Source organism: Acinetobacter sp. CFCC 11171 (genome assembly GCF_003268405.1).
Lineage (GTDB): Bacteria > Pseudomonadota > Gammaproteobacteria > Pseudomonadales > Moraxellaceae > Acinetobacter > Acinetobacter amyesii.
The window spans coordinates 1-18,779 of sequence record NZ_LQXP01000016.1 but is presented as its reverse complement, the minus strand read 5'-3'; the positions used below and the strand labels follow the sequence as shown (position 1 = coordinate 18,779).

The following is an 18,779-nucleotide window of genomic DNA, read 5'->3' as shown; positions in this document are numbered from 1 at the left end:
TATGTCTCAAATTGAGTCAATGACCTGATTAGCTACTCTATAGTTGACATCATTTCGATTTTATTCATGAATGCAGCTTAGATCCAACTGAGCAATACACATCATCTGTTCCAATACACGGTCATTCACTTAATTTCAAACAGCAAATGAATGGCACGATTCAATTTTATTAACCAAACAAGGCCTGTAGCTCTACATCAAGAGGTACAGTCACCAAACCGTTTAGCGATAATGAACGGTAGTTTTTGATTAAACCAACTCGATAATATCAATGGTCGGTGGCACAAGAAAACGGAAAGGTACCCCAACCATGCCCGTACCAACAGTGACAAAGACATCTGCATTGTCATGCTGATATAGCCCTTTTTTATGACCTAAAATCGACACTTTTTTCATTACATAATCGGTCAACCATGGCAATTCCACTTGTCCACCATGTGTATGACCCGACAACATCAATGGTCGTCCTGGCAGTTTAGGTACCATATCAACGGTATCTGGATTATGCGACAAAATGATCCAAGGTTTATCTTGTGGCAATTCTGGCAAATAGCGCATATCGGCTTTACCAGCCCATAAGTCCCCAACGCCTAATAAGCGAAACTCATTAAACTCAACCACCTGCCCTTCGATATCCACCACATGATTACTTTCTAATGCATGCTTTAACAACTCTTGAATAGGCGGACCGGGATATTGCTCATCATGATTACCATTCACCGAATAAATCGGAGCAATAATTTTTTTTAGTACGGCCAGCTCTTCAGCTAACTTATTTTCTGGCTCGTAAGTCCAATCCCCTGCAACCACGACCAAATCAGGATTTTGTGCATTGATTTTATCGACGATCATTTTTAACTGACGTTCATGGCCCGAAAATAAACCAATGTGTAAATCACCAATTAAGGCAATGCGTACAGGCTTTAATAATTGTCGTGTTTCATGCAATTGATATTGACATTTTTTCACCTGAATCATGTGCGGCTCGATAAATCGGGCATAGCACAAAAGCCCCGTAACAGCACCGACAAAAATTGCTTCATGTAGTGAATAATAGCCACTCCAGCCTGCATAAAAGCTAAAGAAGAATAAAGGGATAAGTAAATACGAGAGATAAAACGCCAACAAATGTACGAAGGCTTTAAACGGATGAATCGTTTCCGTGCGCGACTGGCTTAACCAAGCTTGGGATATTGCCCAAACGCCCAGCACAGCCAGCCCGATATAAAAATACATCACTACGGAATCTAATTCCCACATACATTTGCTCTACAATTTGCCTAACGAGAAAACTCGGTCACTATATTTATCTTTTCACAGCTGACACTTATACTCAAATCAAATTTTTTAGTATGTCTAACAGTATGAACTCAGCTACACTGAAACAGCAAAATTTGTCCTTCATACATAACCACACTAAGGTGGTTTTGCTGAGTTGTAGCCTTGTTTTGACTTTATCTGCATGTAGTACCTTGCCTAAACAGCAAACTCAACCTGTGGAATATGCCTTTAATACTCCCACTGACGATACTAGCCTTGCTAAAATTGTGCTGCCGTTACGGGAACAAAATCCTAACTTAACTGGTTATCATGTTCTATATGACCCATTAGAAGCCTTAGCGGCTCGAATCGAACTGATCAATAAAGCCGAAAAAAGTTTAGATCTACAATACTATATTTGGGATAACGACAAAATTGGTGCTTTGGCCCTGCATGCCATGATCAAAGCTGCAGATCGTGGGGTGAAAATTCGTTTATTGGTCGATGACAACAATGCCAAAAAAATGGAAGGCATTTATATGGCACTCGACCAACATGCCAATATTGATGTCAAACTGTATAACCCGTACCGCTTCCGACATTTCCGCCCTGTCGATATGGTACTGGATCTAAAACGCATCAACCGTCGTATGCACAACAAAAGCTTTATTGCAGACAATCAAATCGCATTGATTGGTGGTCGCAATATGAGTAACCAATACTATAACGTCAGTGATAATTATCAATTTTCCGATGTTGACGTCATGCTGGTCGGTGCGGCATCCGATGAAATCATCCATTCTTTTGACGAATATTGGAATGATGATTATGCCTTTCCAGTACGTCAATTGGTCAATCCACGCCACTATAGTTTGCGCTTTGACAGTCTCAAACAACAACTCGATGACTATAACCAAGAAGCCACTGTGGTCAATTATTTGGACTTAGCTAACCGTTCACATGCCTTTGATGACTGGCTCAACAATAAAATCCAATTTGACTGGGTCAAAGCCGAAGTGGTCAAAGATTCCCCGAGCAAAATCAAATCTAAAGCCAAAAAAGAAGAGCACCTCAACTTTCAGCTCCTCAACCGTTTAGATAAACCGGAACAAAGTGTCGATATCGTTTCAGCCTACTTTGTCCCCGAAAAAAAAGGGGCTGAACGCCTAAAAGACCTTCGTGCAGATGGCGTAAAAGTCAGAGTCTTGACCAACTCATTCCAGGCCAATGACGTACCATTAGTTCATGCTTTTTATAGCAAATATCGCCAAGATCTCTTGGAACACGACGTTCAACTCTATGAATTTCTCTCTAGACCTGATGCAGAAAACCTCAACACCAATACCAAAGAGTTGGCGGAAAAATCTAAAGTTAGTCTAAAAGGTTTAAGCCGTTCGAGTCTGCATGCCAAACTGATGGCAATTGATGAAAAACAAGTCTTTATCGGCTCATTTAACTTTGATCCACGTTCAGCATATTTAAATACTGAAATTGGAGTATTACTGAATAGCCCACGCTTAGCCAAAGCGGTCCACTACACCATGGATGAAAATTTAAGTAAATATGCCTATAAGTTAGTGCTCAATGCAGACCAACAGATCAATTGGAAAATTAAGCTGTCAAATGGTCAAACGCGTATTTATCCACGTGAACCGAAAATCAAGTGGTGGCAAAAAGCAGGGGTGAAATTTATCTCTTGGTTGCCGCTCGAAGGCTTTATGTAAGGATTGTGCTGCAAAGGCATCCCCCTTGCAGCATGTATCACTAATTCATTAAGCTTCAACTGGAACTGGCGCTTTAAGGACTTTGGCTTGAAGTTCTGCCAATCCCTGATTCATTTTTTGCTGCACTTCTTGTGTCAGACTGTCAACAGTATGACCTGCCGAATCAATTGCGGGCAATGTCATCAGATGCGCTGTGACTTTCGGCATTTCTAAGACATTTTTGACATGTCGATCAAAGCTAATGTCTCCGACATAGGGCGCAATATTATCGAGTTCACCGTCCTGATTCACATAGCAAATTAAGCAAATTTGGACTGGACGTTCGGCTTCAATTGCCGCACCTAAAATACGACCATGAATTTTTTTAATTTTGCTGCCATCTGAAGTGGTGGCTTCTGGGAAAAAGAGTACCGGCGTATCTTGTTTTAAGAAGCCCGTAATTTGTTCTTTAATTTTAATCGAGTCGCCAGAGCCACGCTTAATAAATAAGGTGCCACCGCCTTTCGCCAAATTACCCAGCACTGGCCATTTTTCAATCTCAGCTTTCGCCAAAAAGAAAACACGTACGCCAGAACCCAAAACTGCCACATCTAACCATGAAATATGATTACTTACCCAAAGGGCTGGTTGACGTGGAATTTCGCCATGCACTTTGACTTCAAGATTAAATACTTTGCATAACTTGCGACAAAAATACTGCACATAGCGGGTATTTTGCGGGTTATTCGGGTCTTTATACAATTGATGACGATAAACCAAATAAAAACCCTGCGTCACGGCAACAGCTGCTGCACCGACTTTTTTACAATACAAATAAAATTTTGAAAACACATTAATTTGCGGTGTATTGACGATTTGAGGTTGATTCATAAACGGTTCACTAAAAGGACACGGTGCCACAATTTGGCGTAAATTTTCATCATCATATACCGAAGACAGTTTTTTTGCATTGATCATAAAAACCGAAGTCGAAGATAATATTTTCCCATTTTAATCGTTTTTAAAAATCAAATATTATTTTTATATCGGTTTTAAAGGTTAAAATTATGAATCATTCATATTCAGACAATCCCCCTATTTCTTCATGGCAAGCGTTAAAAGCCATTGCTGGTTTTTCATTGATATATGTGAGTGTGCTTTTCTTATTGGCGCTGAGCTTTCGAAGCTTTCTCTAATTGAATAGCACGACATACAGAACTTAGCCATTAATCCCTCACTTAGATTAACCCTCGCACTGCATTTTCGCCTAAAATGAATCTTTAAACAGGAGTGTGTGCTGAGTGGAAAATTTAAATCAACATCAAGCGAGCGGTGAACGCGTAATTTTAGTCAGTGTGGCAGTACAAATGCTTGCAGACCTTGATGCCGAAGAATTCCACTTACTTGCTCAATCTGCAGGTGCCAATATTTTGCAACATGTGCATGCTCAGCGTATTAAGCCTGATGCCAAATTATTTATCGGCTCAGGGAAAGCTGAAGAAATTGCAGAAGTAGTCGCAGAATATGAAGCCGAATTGGTCATCTTTGACCATGCTCTCACCCCTGCCCAAGCACGTAATCTTGAACGCATCATGCGTTGTCGTGTGGTCGATCGTACAGAATTAATTTTAGATATTTTTGCCCAACGCGCACGTACCTATGAAGGTAAATTGCAAGTTGAATTGGCCCAATTACAACATATGGCTTCACGACTGATTCGTAGTCGTGGCGATCTCGATAGCCAAAAAGGCGGGATCGGCCTACGTGGACCAGGTGAAACGCTGCTGGAAACTGACCGTCGTCTACTCAAGCTACGTATGGGGCAACTCAAAGCGAAACTTGAGAAAGTCCGCCAAACACGTATGCAAGGTCGTGTGGCACGTCAAAAAGCTGCTGTTCCGACCGTGTCATTGGTGGGTTATACCAATGCGGGTAAATCGACCTTATTTAATAATTTAGCGAAAAGCGATGTCTATGCAGCTGACCAACTGTTTGCGACACTTGATCCGACCTTACGCCGCCTACATTGGGATGGTATCGGCAACTTAGTGCTCGCCGATACCGTAGGTTTTGTGCGTAATTTATCGCACTCACTGGTCGAGTCGTTTAAAGCCACCTTAGAAGAAACGTTGGAGGCGACCTTATTGTTACATGTCATTGACTCCAGCAGCCCTGACATGATGGAACAAATCGAGGCTGTCGAAAAAGTATTGAAAGAAATTGGTGTAGATGTTCCGATTCTGCGCGTTTATAACAAAATTGATGTCAGTGGCGAAGATCCTAAAATCATCTATGGCAAGCCGCATCAGCCGGAACGTGTTTATGTCTCAGCACATAGTGGTAAAGGTCTTCCCTTATTACGCCAAGCGGTTCAAGAATGCTTAATGGGACAGATTCAAAGCTTTGAAGTCCGTCTAAAACCGGCTTATGGCAAATTAAGAACACAACTGTATGCGCTCAATGTGATCCAAAATGAAAGTTATGATGAACAAGGCAACTTAATTTTGCATGTCATCATTGCCCCGCATAAGTTAGAACAACTGATTAAACAGGCGCATTTACCCATCGAAGAAATTTTGGGAACGCGTGCGCAACAATTTCAACGTCCACTTGAAGAATTTGAAATTAAAGACTAAATCGGTTAAAACTTGATTAGTATAATTTTAACGAAAGACAAAAATGGACTGGATCAAGCGCATCGACTGGAAAGCCTGGATAGGCACTATTGCATTAATTATTATTTTCCGTGAAGGCGCGGTCTGGGTCATGAAGCAATTCAATCACCCAGAATTAGGCAATCTAGTCGGTTTGATTGCCCTCTTGATCGTGCTTTCATTTTGGAGAAAATTCAACAAAATTCCAGCCAGTTTGGTCGATACCAATAATAAAATCATGAAAGAAAGTGCCTTTGCCTTCTTACCCATTAGTGCAGGCTCATTGCTAATGATGATGCATTTAGGCGATGAAATTCCGATGTTTTTGATTGTTCTCTTTGTCAGCACCCTCATACCGCTGTGGGTCTACGCAAAAATGTCTAAGAAATGGCTATAGGAGAATCAACATGCTTTCAATCATCTCTGGATTCATCATTACCCTGATCGCCTATCTTGTCGCAAAACCTATTAATAAAAAATTACCGCAAATCCCCGTGATTGTGATTGGGATGTTTTTCGTCATTGGTATGCTCTATCTTTTTGGCATTTCCTATGAAAGTTATATGGCACAGGTCAATCCACTGTTCAATAACTTACTCGGCTATGTCACAGTGGCCTTGGCTATTCCTTTAGCAGCGATGCGCTACGATGACTTGCCTTTAAAAGCCGTGGGCGGGATTTTAGTCTTTGCCAGTATCAGTGCCGCTGCCCTCCCTATGGGTCTGGCTTATTTGCTGCATTTGTCAGATCCAACCATTATGGCTTTTGCTACACGGGCAGTGACCACCCCTATTGCCATCAACATTGCCACGCTGCTGCATTCCCCGATTCCTTTGGTGATTTTGATTGTGATTTTATCAGGGGTGATTGGCGCAGCATTTTCACCCATCATACTCAAAAATATTCATGATGAACGTGCATCAGGACTCGCCTTAGGACTTGCTGCACATGCGATTGGCACAGCTCAAGCTTGGCAGCGCGGCAGCATTGCTGGGCGCTATGCGGCATTTGGCATGGCGGTAAATGCAGTATTCACAGCAATCTGGTTGCCAACTTTCATACTCTATCTACAAAATATGTGACTGAGCAATCACTTTTAAATGATTGTTTTGTATAAAAAATAAACTTAATATAAATTCTAGGGTACACCACAACACATTGAACGATGTGCTGTGGATGTTACATTTTTGGTAAAGGCACTTTTGTGCAACATGTCAACTTTCCCGAATAAAATGTAAATATTTATGCTTAGAGTAGTTGCTCTAAGTTCAGATATTACCTAGTATGATCAATAAACCCTCACAAAGTGTATTGATAAAGGATTATTAATATGATCGAAAAAAGTTTGAAATGGGCTGCATTATTCGGTGCTGTAGTAACAAGCTCTGCACTTTATGCTCAAGATCTTACAGGGACTTGGCAACAAATTGACGATAAAACCGGTTCGCCTAAAGCACTGATCGAAATTCGAAAAGATGCCAAAGACACCTATACCGGCAAAATTGTGAAAGTGACGCCACGTCCGGGTTATACACCAAAGGAAAAATGTGTGAATTGCCCTGCACCTTATACCAACCAGCCTATTTTAGGGATGGATGTATTTAAGGGGCTGAAACTTGAAAGTGAAAATACCTACTCTCAAGGAAAAATTATTGATCCTTTAGCAGGCAAAATTTACAGCTTAAAAGGCAAAATTTCTGCCAATGGTAAGCGCTTACATTTACGTGGATATCTGGGGATTTCCGCGATTGGTCGTACACAGACATGGATTCGCGCTGAATAAATTTTGAATTTATTCAGTTAATTGATTTGATATAGGTGAACCACCTACAGGGAATATCTGATGAAAAAATTAAAAGTGAGCCTCTTATTCTTAGCTGCTGTAATGAGTGGTTCAGCTTTTGCTCAAGACCTTTCAGGGACTTGGCAACAAATTGATGATAAAACTGGTTCACAAAAAGCCATTATTGAAATCCGTAAAGAAAGTAATGGCACATTCGTGGGTAAAATCATCAAAGTGACGCCGCGTCCGGGCTATACGCCACGTGACACCTGTGTAAACTGCCCTGCACCTTATAAAAACAAACCGATTTTAGGCCTTGATGTGTTAACTGGTTTAAAACATGTTGAAGGGACCAATAATTACGACAAAGGCCGTATTATTGACCCACTTTCTGGCAAAATTTACGACACAAAAGTTCGCTTAAATGCCAGCGGAAAACGTCTCACGCTGCGTGGCTATATGGGTGTTTCAGCACTCGGTCGTAGTCAAACTTGGATTCGCCAAGAGTAAGCTCAGTGTTATAAAAACCGCCAACATGGCGGTTTTTTTATGCCTAAGATATTCAAATTATTTTAAAAATAAAGTTGACTATTCTCGTAAACTTTCTAACATACGTGCTCATAAATCACGCTTCTAGGGGAAAAGCGATTATGTTTAAAAAAATATTATTCAGCCTTTGCACATTCGGATTGATGAATGGTGCATTTGCAAATGACATTGCTGGCACGTGGCAACAAATTGACGATAAAACAGGAGCGGCCAAAGCGATTATTTCGATTCACAAAGAATCCAATAATACCTATACCGGTAAAATTATTAAAATTACGCCACGCCCGGGCTATACACCGCAAAAAAACTGCAATAAGTGCCCTGCACCTTATACCAACCAACCGATTCTCGGCATGGAAATTGTTAAAGGTTTAAAGCAAATTAATAATACAAATAATTATGAAAAAGGTCGTATTATCGACCCTCTTTCTGGCAAAGTTTATGATGCTAAAGTGCGCTTAAACAGCACAGGAAAACGTATTTCGATCCGTGCAAGTATTGGCGTTTCAGTCTTAGGTCGTAACCAAACTTGGATTCGTTTAGACTAATCCTCACACCAATAAAAAGCCGCATCAATGCGGCTTTTTTATTTTTAAATACTTACATTACAGGATTATCGACAGCAAACATGTGCTGATCTTCTAAACGATAGGCCATCAACTGATTGCCCCAGACACATCCGCCATCCACATTTTGGATTTTTGCTGAAATGCTTTTTCCTTGTAAAGCAGCCCAATGACCAAAAAGAATTTGATGGGTCTGAGCTGCTTGTGACTCAAACTCAAACCATGGCTTAAAACCCTTCGGCATAGGGTCATCGAGTGAATCTTTAAAACTAAACTCTAAACGGCCTTCTGCATCGGTTAAGCGCATGCGGGTCAAATAGTTGGTAATACAGCGTAAGCGCGCATGACCAGACAAATCATCCGTCCATAGGTTCGGCTCTTTACCGTACATCACTTGAAGAAACGCATCAACCACATCAAAGTCGTCATGACCAATCACCGCTTCCACCTCTTTTGCCAAGTCTGCGGTTTGCTGCGCAGTCCAATTCAAAGGAATGCCTGCATGGGTCAAAATGGTTTGCTCATTCGGAAATAGACACAGCGGCTGCTTGCGCAACCAATCGATCAAATCATCACTTTCTAAAGCGTGAATCACATCATCGATATTGTCTTTAGGATTGATATCCTTAATACCACGAGCGCATGCCAGCAAAGTCAGATCATGATTGCCCAGTACCGTCGCCGCAACTTCACTATCCACTAATTTTTTGATGAACCGCAAAGCGCCTACCGAGTTTTCACCCCGTGCGACGAGATCACCGGCAAACCATATAAAATCTTGGTCTGCATCAAACTTGATCTCTTTCAGTAAAGCTTTTAATGCTTCAAAACAGCCTTGAACATCACCAATGACATAGTTATAGCGAATATTGCGAGTCATAATTATTTAAGCCACCATTTGATCTGCTAATGCGACAAATTCTGCAAGTGTTAGGGTTTCTGGACGCGCCATTGGATCAACCCCTGCATTTTCAAAACCATCTTCAACCAGCATGCCTTTTAAGCTGTTGCGTAACGTCTTACGGCGTTGAGTAAAGACATGTGAAACCAAACGCGCAAGCGCTTTTTCATCTTTCGCCACAATCGGTTTAACGGCATAAGGCTCTAAACGGAATACCGCAGAGGTGACTTTTGGCGGCGGATTAAACGAACCCGGCGGCACTTCAAATAAAAACGTCGGTTTACAGAAGTATTGGATCATCACCGATAAACGGCCGTATTCTTTAGTATTCGGTGAAGCGGTAATACGGTCCACGACTTCTTTTTGCAGCATAAAGTGCATGTCTTTGACTTTGTCGCCAAACTCCAAGAGATGGAACAGCAGCGGTGTCGAGATGTTATACGGCAAGTTGCCAACCACACGCAGTGGACGGCCTTCGGCAAACAGCTCGGTAAAGTCATATTTCAGCGCGTCGGTTTCAACAATGGTCAAGCGCTCGGGATGCGGCACACGGCCCGGCAAACCTGCGGCTAAGTCACGGTCCAGCTCAACCACAGTTAAAGCATCGCATTCACCAATTAAAGGCGATGTAAGCGCAGCAAGACCGGGACCAATTTCGACAATATTGTCACCAGTACGCGGATTTACCGAACGTACAATTTTGGCAATAACACGTTGATCATGTAAGAAATTCTGTCCAAACCGCTTACGCGTGTGATGCCCTTCATCTTTTGGGTTTAGGGCATTAATTTGATACATAAAATTCTCCGCATAGGTTTATTACAACGATTACTGACTTGATTCAAATTCACTCAAGCGAGCAAAAATTTCTTCGGACTTGGTCACATTATCCCGAGCCGCGTTAATTACACTGAGCAATGGCTCTCTTTGTTGCAACAAAGCCATTGTTTCAGATTTCATCATTTCTTCAGTTTCAGCCTGAATGGAGAGCAAACTTTCACGCATTTCAGCATTGTTTACGCGCTCTACACCCAGTTCGGGATTACCATTCAGTTGAGCCTTCAAATAAATATTGAAAGTTTCAAAATCTGCTAAAAAGTCATCTAAATCGTCTGGATGAATAGAATTCACATCAGTTAACTTCAGCAAAGAACTCAACATTCGTCCCGCAATATAGACTTGATTTTTGGCAATCATTGCTTGAATAGCTGAATTGTTTACTCTAGTCATCATATCAGCCAGAATGTTATATTCAGCTTGAATACCCGGAATGGTTTCACTTACAAGAAGTTGAGATTCATATAGCGCACTCAGGCTATTTTGATGCTGTACAAGCAGATCAATATTAGCATTGATTGCCTGTCCATCTTGAAGCATTTTATCAGCACCATCACGATTCGCATATTTTTTATGCACCGCAGTCAGCGCTTGATTAAATTTTTGCTGATTATGTTTAAAGCCATCCACGCAGCCGGTGATGCAAAACGTATAAATCCTTCCGTCTGTTTTGGAATTTGCAACGATAATACTTTTAATTCACAAGAATGATGATCTGTAGCGAGCGTTGAGCATGCTGACAGCATCAACGCTAACGCAATCCCAAAAAATGGGCGAATGATCGATTTCGCCCTAAGCATCTTGTTATTTTCCTGTTTTATTTTTGATAATTTTTTACTATTATTCATATAAAATTCAAACCTTTATTATTAAGTTTCGTTATTTTTCGCACGTGCTAATTCTAAAGCCAAATCAACCGCCACCTGTAAACTCGAACTTTTAGCAAGACCAGTTCCAGCCAGTGACAGTGCTGTGCCGTGATCCACTGAAGTCCGAATAAACGGCAAGCCCAAAGTGATATTGATGGCTTCGCCAAAGCCCTGCGACTTTAACACAGGCAAGCCCTGATCGTGATACATCGCCAAAACTGCATCGGCATCTTTTAAATTTTCAGGGGTAAATAAGGTATCGGCAGGTAAGCTCAGGCTCATATTCACTCCTTGAGCGCGATAACGCTCAAGCACCGGATTGATCACTTCAATCTCCTCCATGCCCAAATAGCCATCTTCACCCGCATGTGGGTTTAGACCGCAGACTAAAATATGCGGATGATCTTTTTTAAATTTAGTTTTTAAATCATGAATTACAATATCAATGACTTGATGCAAACGTTCTTGAGTAATGGCATCGGCTACATCACGAAGCGGTAAATGTGTAGTTGCCAATGCGACACGGAGCGTTTTGGTCGCAAGCATCATCACGACACGATCAACGCCTGCAAATTCTTGATAAAACTCCGTATGTCCGCTGAAATGGATACCGGCATCATTGATAATCGACTTTTGCACAGGTGCAGTTGCAACACCTACACTTTTGCCAGACATCGCATAATCTGCAGAACGACGTAATTGTTCCAACACATAGGCTGCATTATTCACATCTAACTGACCTGCAATAACAGGTGTTGTTACAGGTACATGTTCCACATAAAGCTGACCTAGAGCTGCCGAACCCTCCTGCCCAACATAGTCAATCAGTTCAACTTCGAGCTTTAACTGTTGAGCACGCTTGAGCAGCAAATCTTTATCAATAAGAACCACAAGTGGCCTTTCATCTATTCGATTGGCTAAGCTCAAACAAATATCAGGTCCGATACCTGCGGGTTCACCGCTCGTGATATATAAAGGCAGCATGGGTCTATCCTGTGTGTGCAATAGCATTATTATACTGTGTGATGCACATGACAGACCTAATTTTATTGATTAAAAATATCGGACTAAAACTCAAAAATAAGCGCGTTGTGCGACATTGTATGGAATGAAATCGAAAGCAAAACCTGAAATGCCAATGATCCAAATCAATGCAATAAGAATTACAATGCCGCGCTGAACGGCTGACACATGTTGCGGGTACTTCGTTATCAGCCAAAAAGACATACCACCCAGAAGCAATAATCCAATCAACAGATAAACCAATAAATAACTAAGGAAAAATAAAGTGAGCATCATTAACAAAACGATGATCGCACCATCCGCCCCGTGCAAATACACCAAATACAAAAAAGTTGGGCTTAAAACCAAGGCGCTACATAAGCCCATTAATTGCAACCATTGCCGCCAAAATGAGGGTTCAGATGTGTTTTTTAACAGATTAGAATTCAACATGATTTACTTTCATCCGCTTTTTTTATAATTTCTGGATTATCTGCTGTTTATTGCTGAAGAAATATACTACAATACAGCGCTTGAAATTTTATATTTTCATTTGTGATTCTTCACGTATTCGTATAGAATCGCGTCTCCTTTTGTTTGGACAGCTTCCATAGTCCAAACCAACTATAATAGGTAGTGGTTTAATGAAAACTCTCAGCGCTAAGCCAGCTGAAGTTCAACACGACTGGTACGTTGTTGATGCTTCTGGCAAAACTTTAGGTCGCCTTGCGACTGAAATCGCTCGTCGTTTACGCGGTAAGCACAAAACTTCTTATACTCCTCACGTTGACACTGGTGACTACATCGTTGTTATCAATGCTGAGCAAGTTCAAGTGACTGGTAAAAAATCACTTGATAAGAAATATTATCGCCACACTGGTTTCCCTGGTGGTATTCGTGAAACTAATTTCGAAAAATTAGTTGCTCACAAACCAGAAGAAATCTTCGAACGTGCTGTAAAAGGCATGTTGCCAAAAGGTCCTCTTGGTTATGCAATGATCAAGAAAATGAAAGTGTACGCTGGTACTGAGCATCCACATACTGCTCAACAGCCACAAGTTTTGGACATCTAAGGGATACAGCACATGGCTACTAACTATGGTACAGGTCGCCGTAAGACCGCAACTGCACGTGTTTTCCTATCAGCTGGTACTGGTAAACTCGTAATCAACAACCGTTCTTTAGAACAATATTTCGGTCGTGAAACTGCTCGTATGGTTGTTAATCAACCACTTGAGCTTTTAGAAGCTACTGAGAAATATGACCTTTACATCACTGTTGCTGGTGGTGGTATCGGTGGTCAAGCAGGCGCTATCCGTCACGGTATTACTCGTGCATTGATTGCTTCTGACGAAACTCTTAAACCTGCTCTTCGTCAAGCTGGTTTCGTTACTCGTGATGCTCGTGAAGTTGAACGTAAGAAACTTGGTTTACGTAAAGCTCGTAAACGTCCTCAATTCTCTAAACGTTAATTCGTTTACCGAATCGGACAAAAAACCTTGGCTTATGCCAAGTTTTTTATGTCTTAATTTTTATGAAGATGATGCAAATAGAATAACGATCCGATAAACAAAAAGACTAAAACTCGCAATTAAGCATATAACCGACAGTGTTAGTGTAATTGTACAAATGGTCATTTTGCTTTTTTGTTCTAGGCTATCATCCTCTGCTCCATAATCAGAGGCATAACCTCCAGCGAGTGCCGTATAAAAGCCAACGCCCATAAAAATAACTGCAGCGAAAAATAATATTTTTTGTACAAGTGCAATGGTTATCATGCGGTGACGATCAGGTAAATGAATGACATGAAAAGCTATCAGATAAAATCAAATAAAACAAAACTGTAATTTTCACTGTAGCTGCATTGATATTGCTAAAGTCTCCGTGATTTTACTGTCTAATTTTAGTATCCTATCTTATTCATTTCTCAACGTCTCGGATTATGTCAGTCGAAAATGCACCTCTCCAAGGAATTACGCTTTACAGTCATGCGGATGACTTTCGCTCACACTGGATACGCTATGTACTTGCAGAGAAGCAAATCAAACATAATTTAATTATTGCTGATGATGAAGACGAAGATCTTGCGAGTTTAAATCCCTACAATCAACTTCCGATGATGATTGAAAATGGCCTAAAACTCTATAACAGCAGTATTATTGCCGAATATCTGGATGACCGATATCGTCAAAATAAACTGTATGCAGATGCACCCATGCCTCGTGCAGAGCAACGTCAATATGTATGGCGCTTCGAACAAGATTGGTTAAGACTTGCCGATATTATGCTTCGCCATCCCGATACCCTCGATGAAAAAGCCAAGCAAAAAGCACAAAAACAATTACGTGATACACTCATTTCACTAACCCCCTTGTTTCAGCATTATCCTTATTTTATGTCTGAACAATTTAGCATGTTAGACTGTATGCTCGCACCTGTATTTCTGCGCCTAAAAGCCATGGGGATTGAGCTTCCCAAACAGCAATGCCGCCCTATATTTCTCTATTGCCAACGCATCTTTAGCCGTCCTGCATTTATCAAATCGATGACATTGCAGGAAAAAAATCGCTATAGCGAGCTTTTAGCAAAAAATTAATTTCCCGTAAATATTCGAGTAAGCATTATGTCTGAACAAGAACTACAACTCACTCCAACGCGTCCATACTTAACACGGGCACTTTATGAATGGATTTGTGACAATCAACTTACACCGTACCTACTTGTCGATGCGACACAGAATGGTACGATGGTGCCAGTTCAATATATCCAAGATGGCCAAATTGTCCTGAATATCGCACCTCATGCAACGCATGCGCTACACATGAGCAATGAGACGATTACTTTCTCTGCACGCTTTGGTGGCGTTTCGCAAAACCTCTATATCCCCTTTTCTGCTGTTCTAGGTATCTATGCACGTGAAAATGGTCAAGGCATGTTCTTCGATCCTCAAGAATATGAAGGTATTCAGAATGATCAAAATGCTTTAAAATCAAACGACCAAGAACAACAAGAGCAGCCGAAGAAAAAACCAGGTTTAAGGTTGCTCGATTAAAGAATAAGGAAGCGAATAATGGCTTTTGATTTAGTACAATATTTTGTCGAACAAATAGAATCTCAAAAGCCTACGCTTTTAAGTCATTTAAATCGTGAAGAAAAACGTCAACATATACGTGAAATTAATGCATTAACTTTAGGTGAATTGATTCATCAGCTCCGCAATAATACTCAAAAGGTTTATCAAGAAATTACTCATCCTGATGAACTCTATATTCAAGAAGTTTCACGCCATCTGACCACCAATCCATCGAATGCATCAATATTAGAACGCTCTGAACTTGAACACCTAACAACTGAAATTTTTCATTTACAATTAAATGAATTAAAGCAACTTCATGATACCGGCTCACACTCACCACAAAGCATTCAAGAATTACTCAATGGACAAATTGAACACCTTTCTGGTCAAGCGGATGATTGGGTTTGGTCAACAAACAACCTAACAGAGCTTCTTGGTTCTAAACCAAATCTGCAAGAAGAGATATCATTAGAAGCATCAATGAAGGAGTTCAATCAAATGGTTAATCAACAACATACTCAAGAAGATGTGACAACTGAAGTACAAGTTCCAACTTGGTCAAAAATTGTAGAGCCTATTGTTGCAGTGGTGATTTTATGGATTTTGGCATCTGCAGCTTGTAATATTTTTTCTTAAGTAGCTTCATTTGTCTAAATCAATGACCTGCTTTTTAAGCAGGTTTTTTTAAATTGAATATTCTAAATTACACGCCTTTAGATCACTTTTTGTTTTCTTTATGTAAATCGGTCAGCTTTATTCTGCAAAAATTGGTTTTTGTCACACCATTTACAAAATATTACATTTGAATTTTTGGTAAAATTTATATCAAAAATGAAGTCCGAATACACATAAAAAAATATATACAGTAAATTAAATCACATTTTTTAAATCCAAAAACTTAACGCTATATTTAGAAAATATTATCCTTTTAAAGCAAAAAATTAATTTTATTGCAATGCCCCTTACGCTTCCTATAATTAAATTATGTAGTTAAAAACGCTAGTTTAATTACCTAAATATCTACAAATAATAATCATGTATAACCTAAAAGAGGGGCATAAAAATGGCTAAAGTTTCATTAGAATCACTCACAACAATCGACGGTTTTTATGCAGCGGCACTGGTAGACGGTGAAAGTGGCCTAGCTATGGCGACACAAGGCGGTGGAGATATTGATTTAGAATTAGCAGCTGCTGGAAATACTGAAGTGGTTCGCTCCAAAAGACGTGTTGCTCAGTCACTCAATTTAGATGATCACATTGTCGATATTTTAATTACCTTAGGAAAGCAGTATCACTTAATTCGTCCACTGGAAAATAATGAATCCGTATTCTTATATTTAGTACTTGATCGTGCCAAAGCAAACCTAGCCATGGCTCGACACGAATTAAAAACTTATGAAAAAAGTTTAGATTTTGCTTAATTTCACCCAACCCTCCTATACCAATAAGAGGGTTTTTTATTCCCAAAATGTTTTACAGATTTGAATAAAATTAGTCGAGGAACACCATGAATAAGCAATATATCAATATCGGCATTGCTGGATTAAGTATTCATGATTCAGATCAACTCAAACATCAGCTTTACGCAATTTTTCCACAGCACTTTAATATCCAATGGAAAAGTGCATCTGATATGAATCTCGATTGCTTATTTATTCATGAGCGTTTTTTTGACACCGAAGGAATTCAAAAAATATTAACGCGCCGCGCTTTACCTTGGCTCAAGATCTCGAAAGACAACCAACAATCAGGGCGTGTCAGAAACAATACGCTGTTCCTTCCCGTGGACGACAATCAAGAGCTCAATCAATGGATTGATAAACATCTCGTCAACCATAATGACCTTAACGAATCCATTGAGCATGCTCAACATGATCAAATCCAGAGCTTTAGCGATTTTAATTTGGAGGATGATTACTTCAAAAAAATGTATGCAGAAGATAATCATGAAAAATTACACCTATATGATGATCTAGGCACAATAGCGGTAATCGATACCGCGCAAAATATAGCTTGGCTCAACCTCGAGCGTCAACTTCAACACACAGATGCTAGTTTTAAATATGATTTCGCATCAATTGAAGATATGACCCATGTAAGTCGAAAACACCCCGTCATCCTTCAAGACTGGATATGGAATCTATTTTGGCAAACTCCGAATTTTTACCAAACAGTTCCTGAAGATGGTCATTTTCGAATTTTAAGCTGGCCAAAACCTGCTGAACATTTATCTCATAAACAAATTTTTCAACTTTCTGCATGTTTTATCCAGGGTGCAAAGATATCAACTATTGCAGAACAGTATGATATTCCCCTCAGCACTGTTCGACAGTTCATTGCTGCGAATATGGCATCACTGAATATAAAAAAAATAAATCTTTGGGATAAACACTACACACCACCCGAAAAGCATGAACCAACAGAAGAAAAGAACTTTGTACAAAACTTCTTTCGTAAGTTACGCCGTAAATTTGGATTTTAGAATAGGACATCAAACATGATTCTTCAGCAATATAAAATTGTCTTTGCTGGTTCTATGGGTGCTGGAAAAACTGAAGCGATCCGTTCACTTTCGGATATCCCTGTTTTACTTACTGAAGCGCTTAACACTGACCAAACCAGCCATCAAAAACTCGAAACCACAGTGGGTATCGACTACGGAGAAGTGACCTTAGAAGATGGTTTAAAAATAGGTTTATATGGTACCCCTGGACAAAGTCGTTTTGATTTTATTTGGCCTGTGATTTGTCAAGGCGCAATCGGTGCAATTATTTTGATTGATCATAATGTTAATGATCCCCTAAGTGAACTCGAAAGCTATTTAGAAACCTTCCAAAACTATACAGATAACATAGCCATTGGAATTACCCATACAGATGAAATCACCAGTTCGACAAATACCGCTATCTATAAGGATTGGCTAATTAGTCAGGACTTATATTCGCCCCTATTCTTTATCGACTGTCGCAAAAAATCTGACGTTTTACTGCTTCTTGAAGCTTTAATTACCTCAATCGAAGTAAATCACTATATCAGTGCATAAGGAGCAAAACATGTTTAATGTCACAAAACGCACCGCTTCGAATGAGTTAATACAACATGCCCGTGAACAAATAAATAATATTATTAACAATGCACGAGGCGTTCATTTCATCATGGTGTGTTCAACAGATGGATTTGAGCTAACAAGTGTTTACAAACGTGGGCAATATAACAATAGCAAGTTAGCTGCGGTTAGCAGCTCTATCCTTGCAATGGTGTCAGCATTTATTAAAGAAATTCATTTGGTCGGTTGTCAAAATATAACCTTAGATGCCGAAAATGGAAAAGCGATACTCACATCTGTTGCTGCACAAAATCATCCCATGATTATTGTAGCATTGACAGATAAGGACATTTTATTAGGCCAAGTCTTATATATGCTTAAAGCTGCAACGCAATCAATTATTTCAGCGGATCAATAAACTTTATAGAAATATTGAAGACTATTAACTTTATATTTGAGGCAGAAATATTCATTTATTCGTCACTTTAACTTATTCATTTTCCTATTCTATTCTTCTTTTTTTCTTTTCCC

25 protein-coding genes are annotated in these 18,779 nt (G+C 39.9%); 16 read left to right on the top strand and 9 right to left on the bottom strand.

Annotated elements, in window-relative coordinates:
• Positions 1-249: 249 nt before the first annotated feature.
• Complete coding sequence (locus AVJ20_RS09275; RefSeq protein WP_078190102.1) at positions 250-1,260, bottom strand: metallophosphoesterase; 1,011 nt, start codon at positions 1,258-1,260, stop codon at positions 250-252.
• Between the two features lie 104 nt (positions 1,261-1,364).
• Here AVJ20_RS09275 and AVJ20_RS09270 point away from each other — a divergent pair, with 104 nt between their 5' ends.
• Entirely contained in the window at positions 1,365-2,984 is a 1,620-nt protein-coding gene (locus AVJ20_RS09270) for a phospholipase D family protein (protein WP_322872482.1), read from the top strand.
• 48 nt (positions 2,985-3,032) lie between these two features.
• On the opposite strand, the gene AVJ20_RS09265 is transcribed toward AVJ20_RS09270, so the two are convergent.
• A complete protein-coding gene (locus AVJ20_RS09265) occupies positions 3,033-3,854 on the bottom strand; it encodes a lysophospholipid acyltransferase family protein (protein WP_111885036.1) in 822 nt (273 codons plus the stop codon).
• Between the two features lie 410 nt (positions 3,855-4,264).
• On the opposite strand from AVJ20_RS09265, the gene hflX reads away from it, so the two are divergent.
• The 6 genes from hflX (at position 4,265) to AVJ20_RS09235 (ending at position 8,497) form a co-directional block, all read left to right on the top strand.
• Entirely contained in the window at positions 4,265-5,599 is a 1,335-nt protein-coding gene (hflX, locus tag AVJ20_RS09260) for a ribosome rescue GTPase HflX (RefSeq protein ID WP_111885001.1), read from the top strand.
• 43 nt (positions 5,600-5,642) lie between these two features.
• Positions 5,643-6,014, top strand: a complete 372-nt coding sequence (locus AVJ20_RS09255; protein ID WP_078194269.1) for a hypothetical protein — start codon at positions 5,643-5,645, stop codon at positions 6,012-6,014.
• Positions 6,015-6,024: 10 nt separating this feature from the next.
• Positions 6,025-6,699, top strand: a complete 675-nt coding sequence (locus AVJ20_RS09250; RefSeq protein WP_111885000.1) for an LrgB family protein — start codon at positions 6,025-6,027, stop codon at positions 6,697-6,699.
• Between the two features lie 248 nt (positions 6,700-6,947).
• Positions 6,948-7,400 (top strand): DUF2147 domain-containing protein, encoded by a 453-nt coding sequence (locus AVJ20_RS09245; protein WP_111884999.1) that lies wholly within the window; start codon positions 6,948-6,950, stop codon positions 7,398-7,400.
• Positions 7,401-7,460: 60 nt separating this feature from the next.
• Positions 7,461-7,910 carry a DUF2147 domain-containing protein gene (locus tag AVJ20_RS09240; protein ID WP_078190108.1) on the top strand — a complete coding sequence of 150 codons (450 nt, stop codon included), beginning with the start codon at positions 7,461-7,463 and terminating at the stop codon, positions 7,908-7,910.
• A gap of 140 nt (positions 7,911-8,050) precedes the next feature.
• Positions 8,051-8,497: a DUF2147 domain-containing protein gene (locus AVJ20_RS09235; protein WP_078194271.1), complete on the top strand. Its 447-nt coding sequence runs from the start codon at positions 8,051-8,053 to the stop codon at positions 8,495-8,497.
• 52 nt (positions 8,498-8,549) lie between these two features.
• Here the strand turns inward: AVJ20_RS09235 and AVJ20_RS09230 are convergent, their stop codons facing one another.
• The 6 genes from AVJ20_RS09230 to AVJ20_RS09210 form a co-directional block, all read right to left on the bottom strand.
• Entirely contained in the window at positions 8,550-9,395 is an 846-nt protein-coding gene (locus AVJ20_RS09230; RefSeq protein WP_078194272.1) for a symmetrical bis(5'-nucleosyl)-tetraphosphatase, read from the bottom strand.
• Positions 9,396-9,401: 6 nt separating this feature from the next.
• On the bottom strand, positions 9,402-10,214 hold the full coding sequence (rsmA, locus tag AVJ20_RS09225) for a 16S rRNA (adenine(1518)-N(6)/adenine(1519)-N(6))-dimethyltransferase RsmA (RefSeq protein ID WP_078190111.1): 813 nt from the start codon (positions 10,212-10,214) through the stop codon (positions 9,402-9,404).
• Between the two features lie 30 nt (positions 10,215-10,244).
• Positions 10,245-10,883, bottom strand: a complete 639-nt coding sequence (locus AVJ20_RS09220) for a pilus assembly protein PilJ (protein ID WP_111884998.1) — start codon at positions 10,881-10,883, stop codon at positions 10,245-10,247.
• Positions 10,838-11,101, bottom strand: a complete 264-nt coding sequence (locus AVJ20_RS18350) for a hypothetical protein (RefSeq protein ID WP_162689755.1) — start codon at positions 11,099-11,101, stop codon at positions 10,838-10,840. The genes AVJ20_RS09220 and AVJ20_RS18350 overlap by 46 nt, the downstream gene beginning before the upstream one ends.
• A gap of 21 nt (positions 11,102-11,122) precedes the next feature.
• Entirely contained in the window at positions 11,123-12,106 is a 984-nt protein-coding gene (gene pdxA, locus AVJ20_RS09215) for a 4-hydroxythreonine-4-phosphate dehydrogenase PdxA (RefSeq protein WP_111884997.1), read from the bottom strand.
• A 90-nt stretch (positions 12,107-12,196) separates the two neighbouring features.
• Entirely contained in the window at positions 12,197-12,577 is a 381-nt protein-coding gene (locus tag AVJ20_RS09210; RefSeq protein WP_111884996.1) for a hypothetical protein, read from the bottom strand.
• 191 nt (positions 12,578-12,768) lie between these two features.
• On the opposite strand from AVJ20_RS09210, the gene rplM reads away from it, so the two are divergent.
• Positions 12,769-13,197, top strand: a complete 429-nt coding sequence (rplM, locus tag AVJ20_RS09205) for a 50S ribosomal protein L13 (RefSeq protein WP_004722943.1) — start codon at positions 12,769-12,771, stop codon at positions 13,195-13,197.
• A 12-nt stretch (positions 13,198-13,209) separates the two neighbouring features.
• Positions 13,210-13,596, top strand: coding sequence for a 30S ribosomal protein S9 (gene rpsI, locus AVJ20_RS09200; protein ID WP_078190115.1), 387 nt, complete (start codon positions 13,210-13,212; stop codon positions 13,594-13,596).
• 60 nt (positions 13,597-13,656) lie between these two features.
• Here rpsI and AVJ20_RS09195 read toward each other — a convergent pair whose 3' ends face one another.
• Entirely contained in the window at positions 13,657-13,902 is a 246-nt protein-coding gene (locus AVJ20_RS09195; RefSeq protein ID WP_111884995.1) for a hypothetical protein, read from the bottom strand.
• 164 nt (positions 13,903-14,066) lie between these two features.
• Between AVJ20_RS09195 and AVJ20_RS09190 the strand changes: the two genes are divergently transcribed.
• The 7 genes from AVJ20_RS09190 to AVJ20_RS09160 all read left to right on the top strand — a co-directional run bounded on the left by AVJ20_RS09190 (position 14,067) and on the right by AVJ20_RS09160 (position 18,666).
• The gene (locus tag AVJ20_RS09190; protein WP_111884994.1) at positions 14,067-14,720 is read left to right on the top strand and encodes a glutathione S-transferase N-terminal domain-containing protein; all 654 of its coding nucleotides are present in this window, start codon (positions 14,067-14,069) and stop codon (positions 14,718-14,720) included.
• A gap of 27 nt (positions 14,721-14,747) precedes the next feature.
• On the top strand, positions 14,748-15,176 hold the full coding sequence (locus AVJ20_RS09185) for a ClpXP protease specificity-enhancing factor (RefSeq protein WP_078194278.1): 429 nt from the start codon (positions 14,748-14,750) through the stop codon (positions 15,174-15,176).
• A gap of 18 nt (positions 15,177-15,194) precedes the next feature.
• Positions 15,195-15,836 carry a hypothetical protein gene (locus AVJ20_RS09180; RefSeq protein WP_111884993.1) on the top strand — a complete coding sequence of 214 codons (642 nt, stop codon included), beginning with the start codon at positions 15,195-15,197 and terminating at the stop codon, positions 15,834-15,836.
• Between the two features lie 427 nt (positions 15,837-16,263).
• Positions 16,264-16,623: a roadblock/LC7 domain-containing protein gene (locus AVJ20_RS09175; protein ID WP_111884992.1), complete on the top strand. Its 360-nt coding sequence runs from the start codon at positions 16,264-16,266 to the stop codon at positions 16,621-16,623.
• Positions 16,624-16,709: 86 nt separating this feature from the next.
• Positions 16,710-17,684 carry a hypothetical protein gene (locus tag AVJ20_RS09170; protein ID WP_111884991.1) on the top strand — a complete coding sequence of 325 codons (975 nt, stop codon included), beginning with the start codon at positions 16,710-16,712 and terminating at the stop codon, positions 17,682-17,684.
• 15 nt (positions 17,685-17,699) lie between these two features.
• Complete coding sequence (locus AVJ20_RS09165) at positions 17,700-18,245, top strand: GTP-binding protein (RefSeq protein ID WP_111884990.1); 546 nt, start codon at positions 17,700-17,702, stop codon at positions 18,243-18,245.
• A gap of 10 nt (positions 18,246-18,255) precedes the next feature.
• Positions 18,256-18,666: a roadblock/LC7 domain-containing protein gene (locus tag AVJ20_RS09160; RefSeq protein ID WP_111884989.1), complete on the top strand. Its 411-nt coding sequence runs from the start codon at positions 18,256-18,258 to the stop codon at positions 18,664-18,666.
• The last annotated feature ends 113 nt before the right edge of the window (positions 18,667-18,779 follow it).

What these genes read in the sequence shown, in the direction of transcription:
- AVJ20_RS09250 (WP_111885000.1), top strand. Translation starts at nt 6,025, where the DNA reads ATGCTTTCAATCATCTCTGGATTCATCATTACCCTGATCGCCTATCTT.
- AVJ20_RS09255 (WP_078194269.1), top strand. Translation starts at nt 5,643, where the DNA reads ATGGACTGGATCAAGCGCATCGACTGGAAAGCCTGGATAGGCACTATT.
- AVJ20_RS18350 (WP_162689755.1), bottom strand. Translation starts at nt 11,101, where the DNA reads ATGAATAATAGTAAAAAATTATCAAAAATAAAACAGGAAAATAACAAG.
- AVJ20_RS09180 (WP_111884993.1), top strand. Translation starts at nt 15,195, where the DNA reads ATGGCTTTTGATTTAGTACAATATTTTGTCGAACAAATAGAATCTCAA.
- AVJ20_RS09175 (WP_111884992.1), top strand. Translation starts at nt 16,264, where the DNA reads ATGGCTAAAGTTTCATTAGAATCACTCACAACAATCGACGGTTTTTAT.
- rplM (WP_004722943.1), top strand. Translation starts at nt 12,769, where the DNA reads ATGAAAACTCTCAGCGCTAAGCCAGCTGAAGTTCAACACGACTGGTAC.
- AVJ20_RS09165 (WP_111884990.1), top strand. Translation starts at nt 17,700, where the DNA reads ATGATTCTTCAGCAATATAAAATTGTCTTTGCTGGTTCTATGGGTGCT.
- AVJ20_RS09185 (WP_078194278.1), top strand. Translation starts at nt 14,748, where the DNA reads ATGTCTGAACAAGAACTACAACTCACTCCAACGCGTCCATACTTAACA.
- AVJ20_RS09275 (WP_078190102.1), bottom strand. Translation starts at nt 1,260, where the DNA reads ATGTGGGAATTAGATTCCGTAGTGATGTATTTTTATATCGGGCTGGCT.
- rpsI (WP_078190115.1), top strand. Translation starts at nt 13,210, where the DNA reads ATGGCTACTAACTATGGTACAGGTCGCCGTAAGACCGCAACTGCACGT.
- AVJ20_RS09190 (WP_111884994.1), top strand. Translation starts at nt 14,067, where the DNA reads ATGTCAGTCGAAAATGCACCTCTCCAAGGAATTACGCTTTACAGTCAT.
- rsmA (WP_078190111.1), bottom strand. Translation starts at nt 10,214, where the DNA reads ATGTATCAAATTAATGCCCTAAACCCAAAAGATGAAGGGCATCACACG.
- AVJ20_RS09230 (WP_078194272.1), bottom strand. Translation starts at nt 9,395, where the DNA reads ATGACTCGCAATATTCGCTATAACTATGTCATTGGTGATGTTCAAGGC.
- AVJ20_RS09170 (WP_111884991.1), top strand. Translation starts at nt 16,710, where the DNA reads ATGAATAAGCAATATATCAATATCGGCATTGCTGGATTAAGTATTCAT.
- AVJ20_RS09210 (WP_111884996.1), bottom strand. Translation starts at nt 12,577, where the DNA reads ATGTTGAATTCTAATCTGTTAAAAAACACATCTGAACCCTCATTTTGG.
- AVJ20_RS09245 (WP_111884999.1), top strand. Translation starts at nt 6,948, where the DNA reads ATGATCGAAAAAAGTTTGAAATGGGCTGCATTATTCGGTGCTGTAGTA.
- pdxA (WP_111884997.1), bottom strand. Translation starts at nt 12,106, where the DNA reads ATGCTGCCTTTATATATCACGAGCGGTGAACCCGCAGGTATCGGACCT.
- AVJ20_RS09240 (WP_078190108.1), top strand. Translation starts at nt 7,461, where the DNA reads ATGAAAAAATTAAAAGTGAGCCTCTTATTCTTAGCTGCTGTAATGAGT.
- AVJ20_RS09195 (WP_111884995.1), bottom strand. Translation starts at nt 13,902, where the DNA reads ATGATAACCATTGCACTTGTACAAAAAATATTATTTTTCGCTGCAGTT.
- AVJ20_RS09265 (WP_111885036.1), bottom strand. Translation starts at nt 3,854, where the DNA reads ATGAATCAACCTCAAATCGTCAATACACCGCAAATTAATGTGTTTTCA.
- AVJ20_RS09235 (WP_078194271.1), top strand. Translation starts at nt 8,051, where the DNA reads ATGTTTAAAAAAATATTATTCAGCCTTTGCACATTCGGATTGATGAAT.
- AVJ20_RS09160 (WP_111884989.1), top strand. Translation starts at nt 18,256, where the DNA reads ATGTTTAATGTCACAAAACGCACCGCTTCGAATGAGTTAATACAACAT.
- AVJ20_RS09270 (WP_322872482.1), top strand. Translation starts at nt 1,365, where the DNA reads ATGAACTCAGCTACACTGAAACAGCAAAATTTGTCCTTCATACATAAC.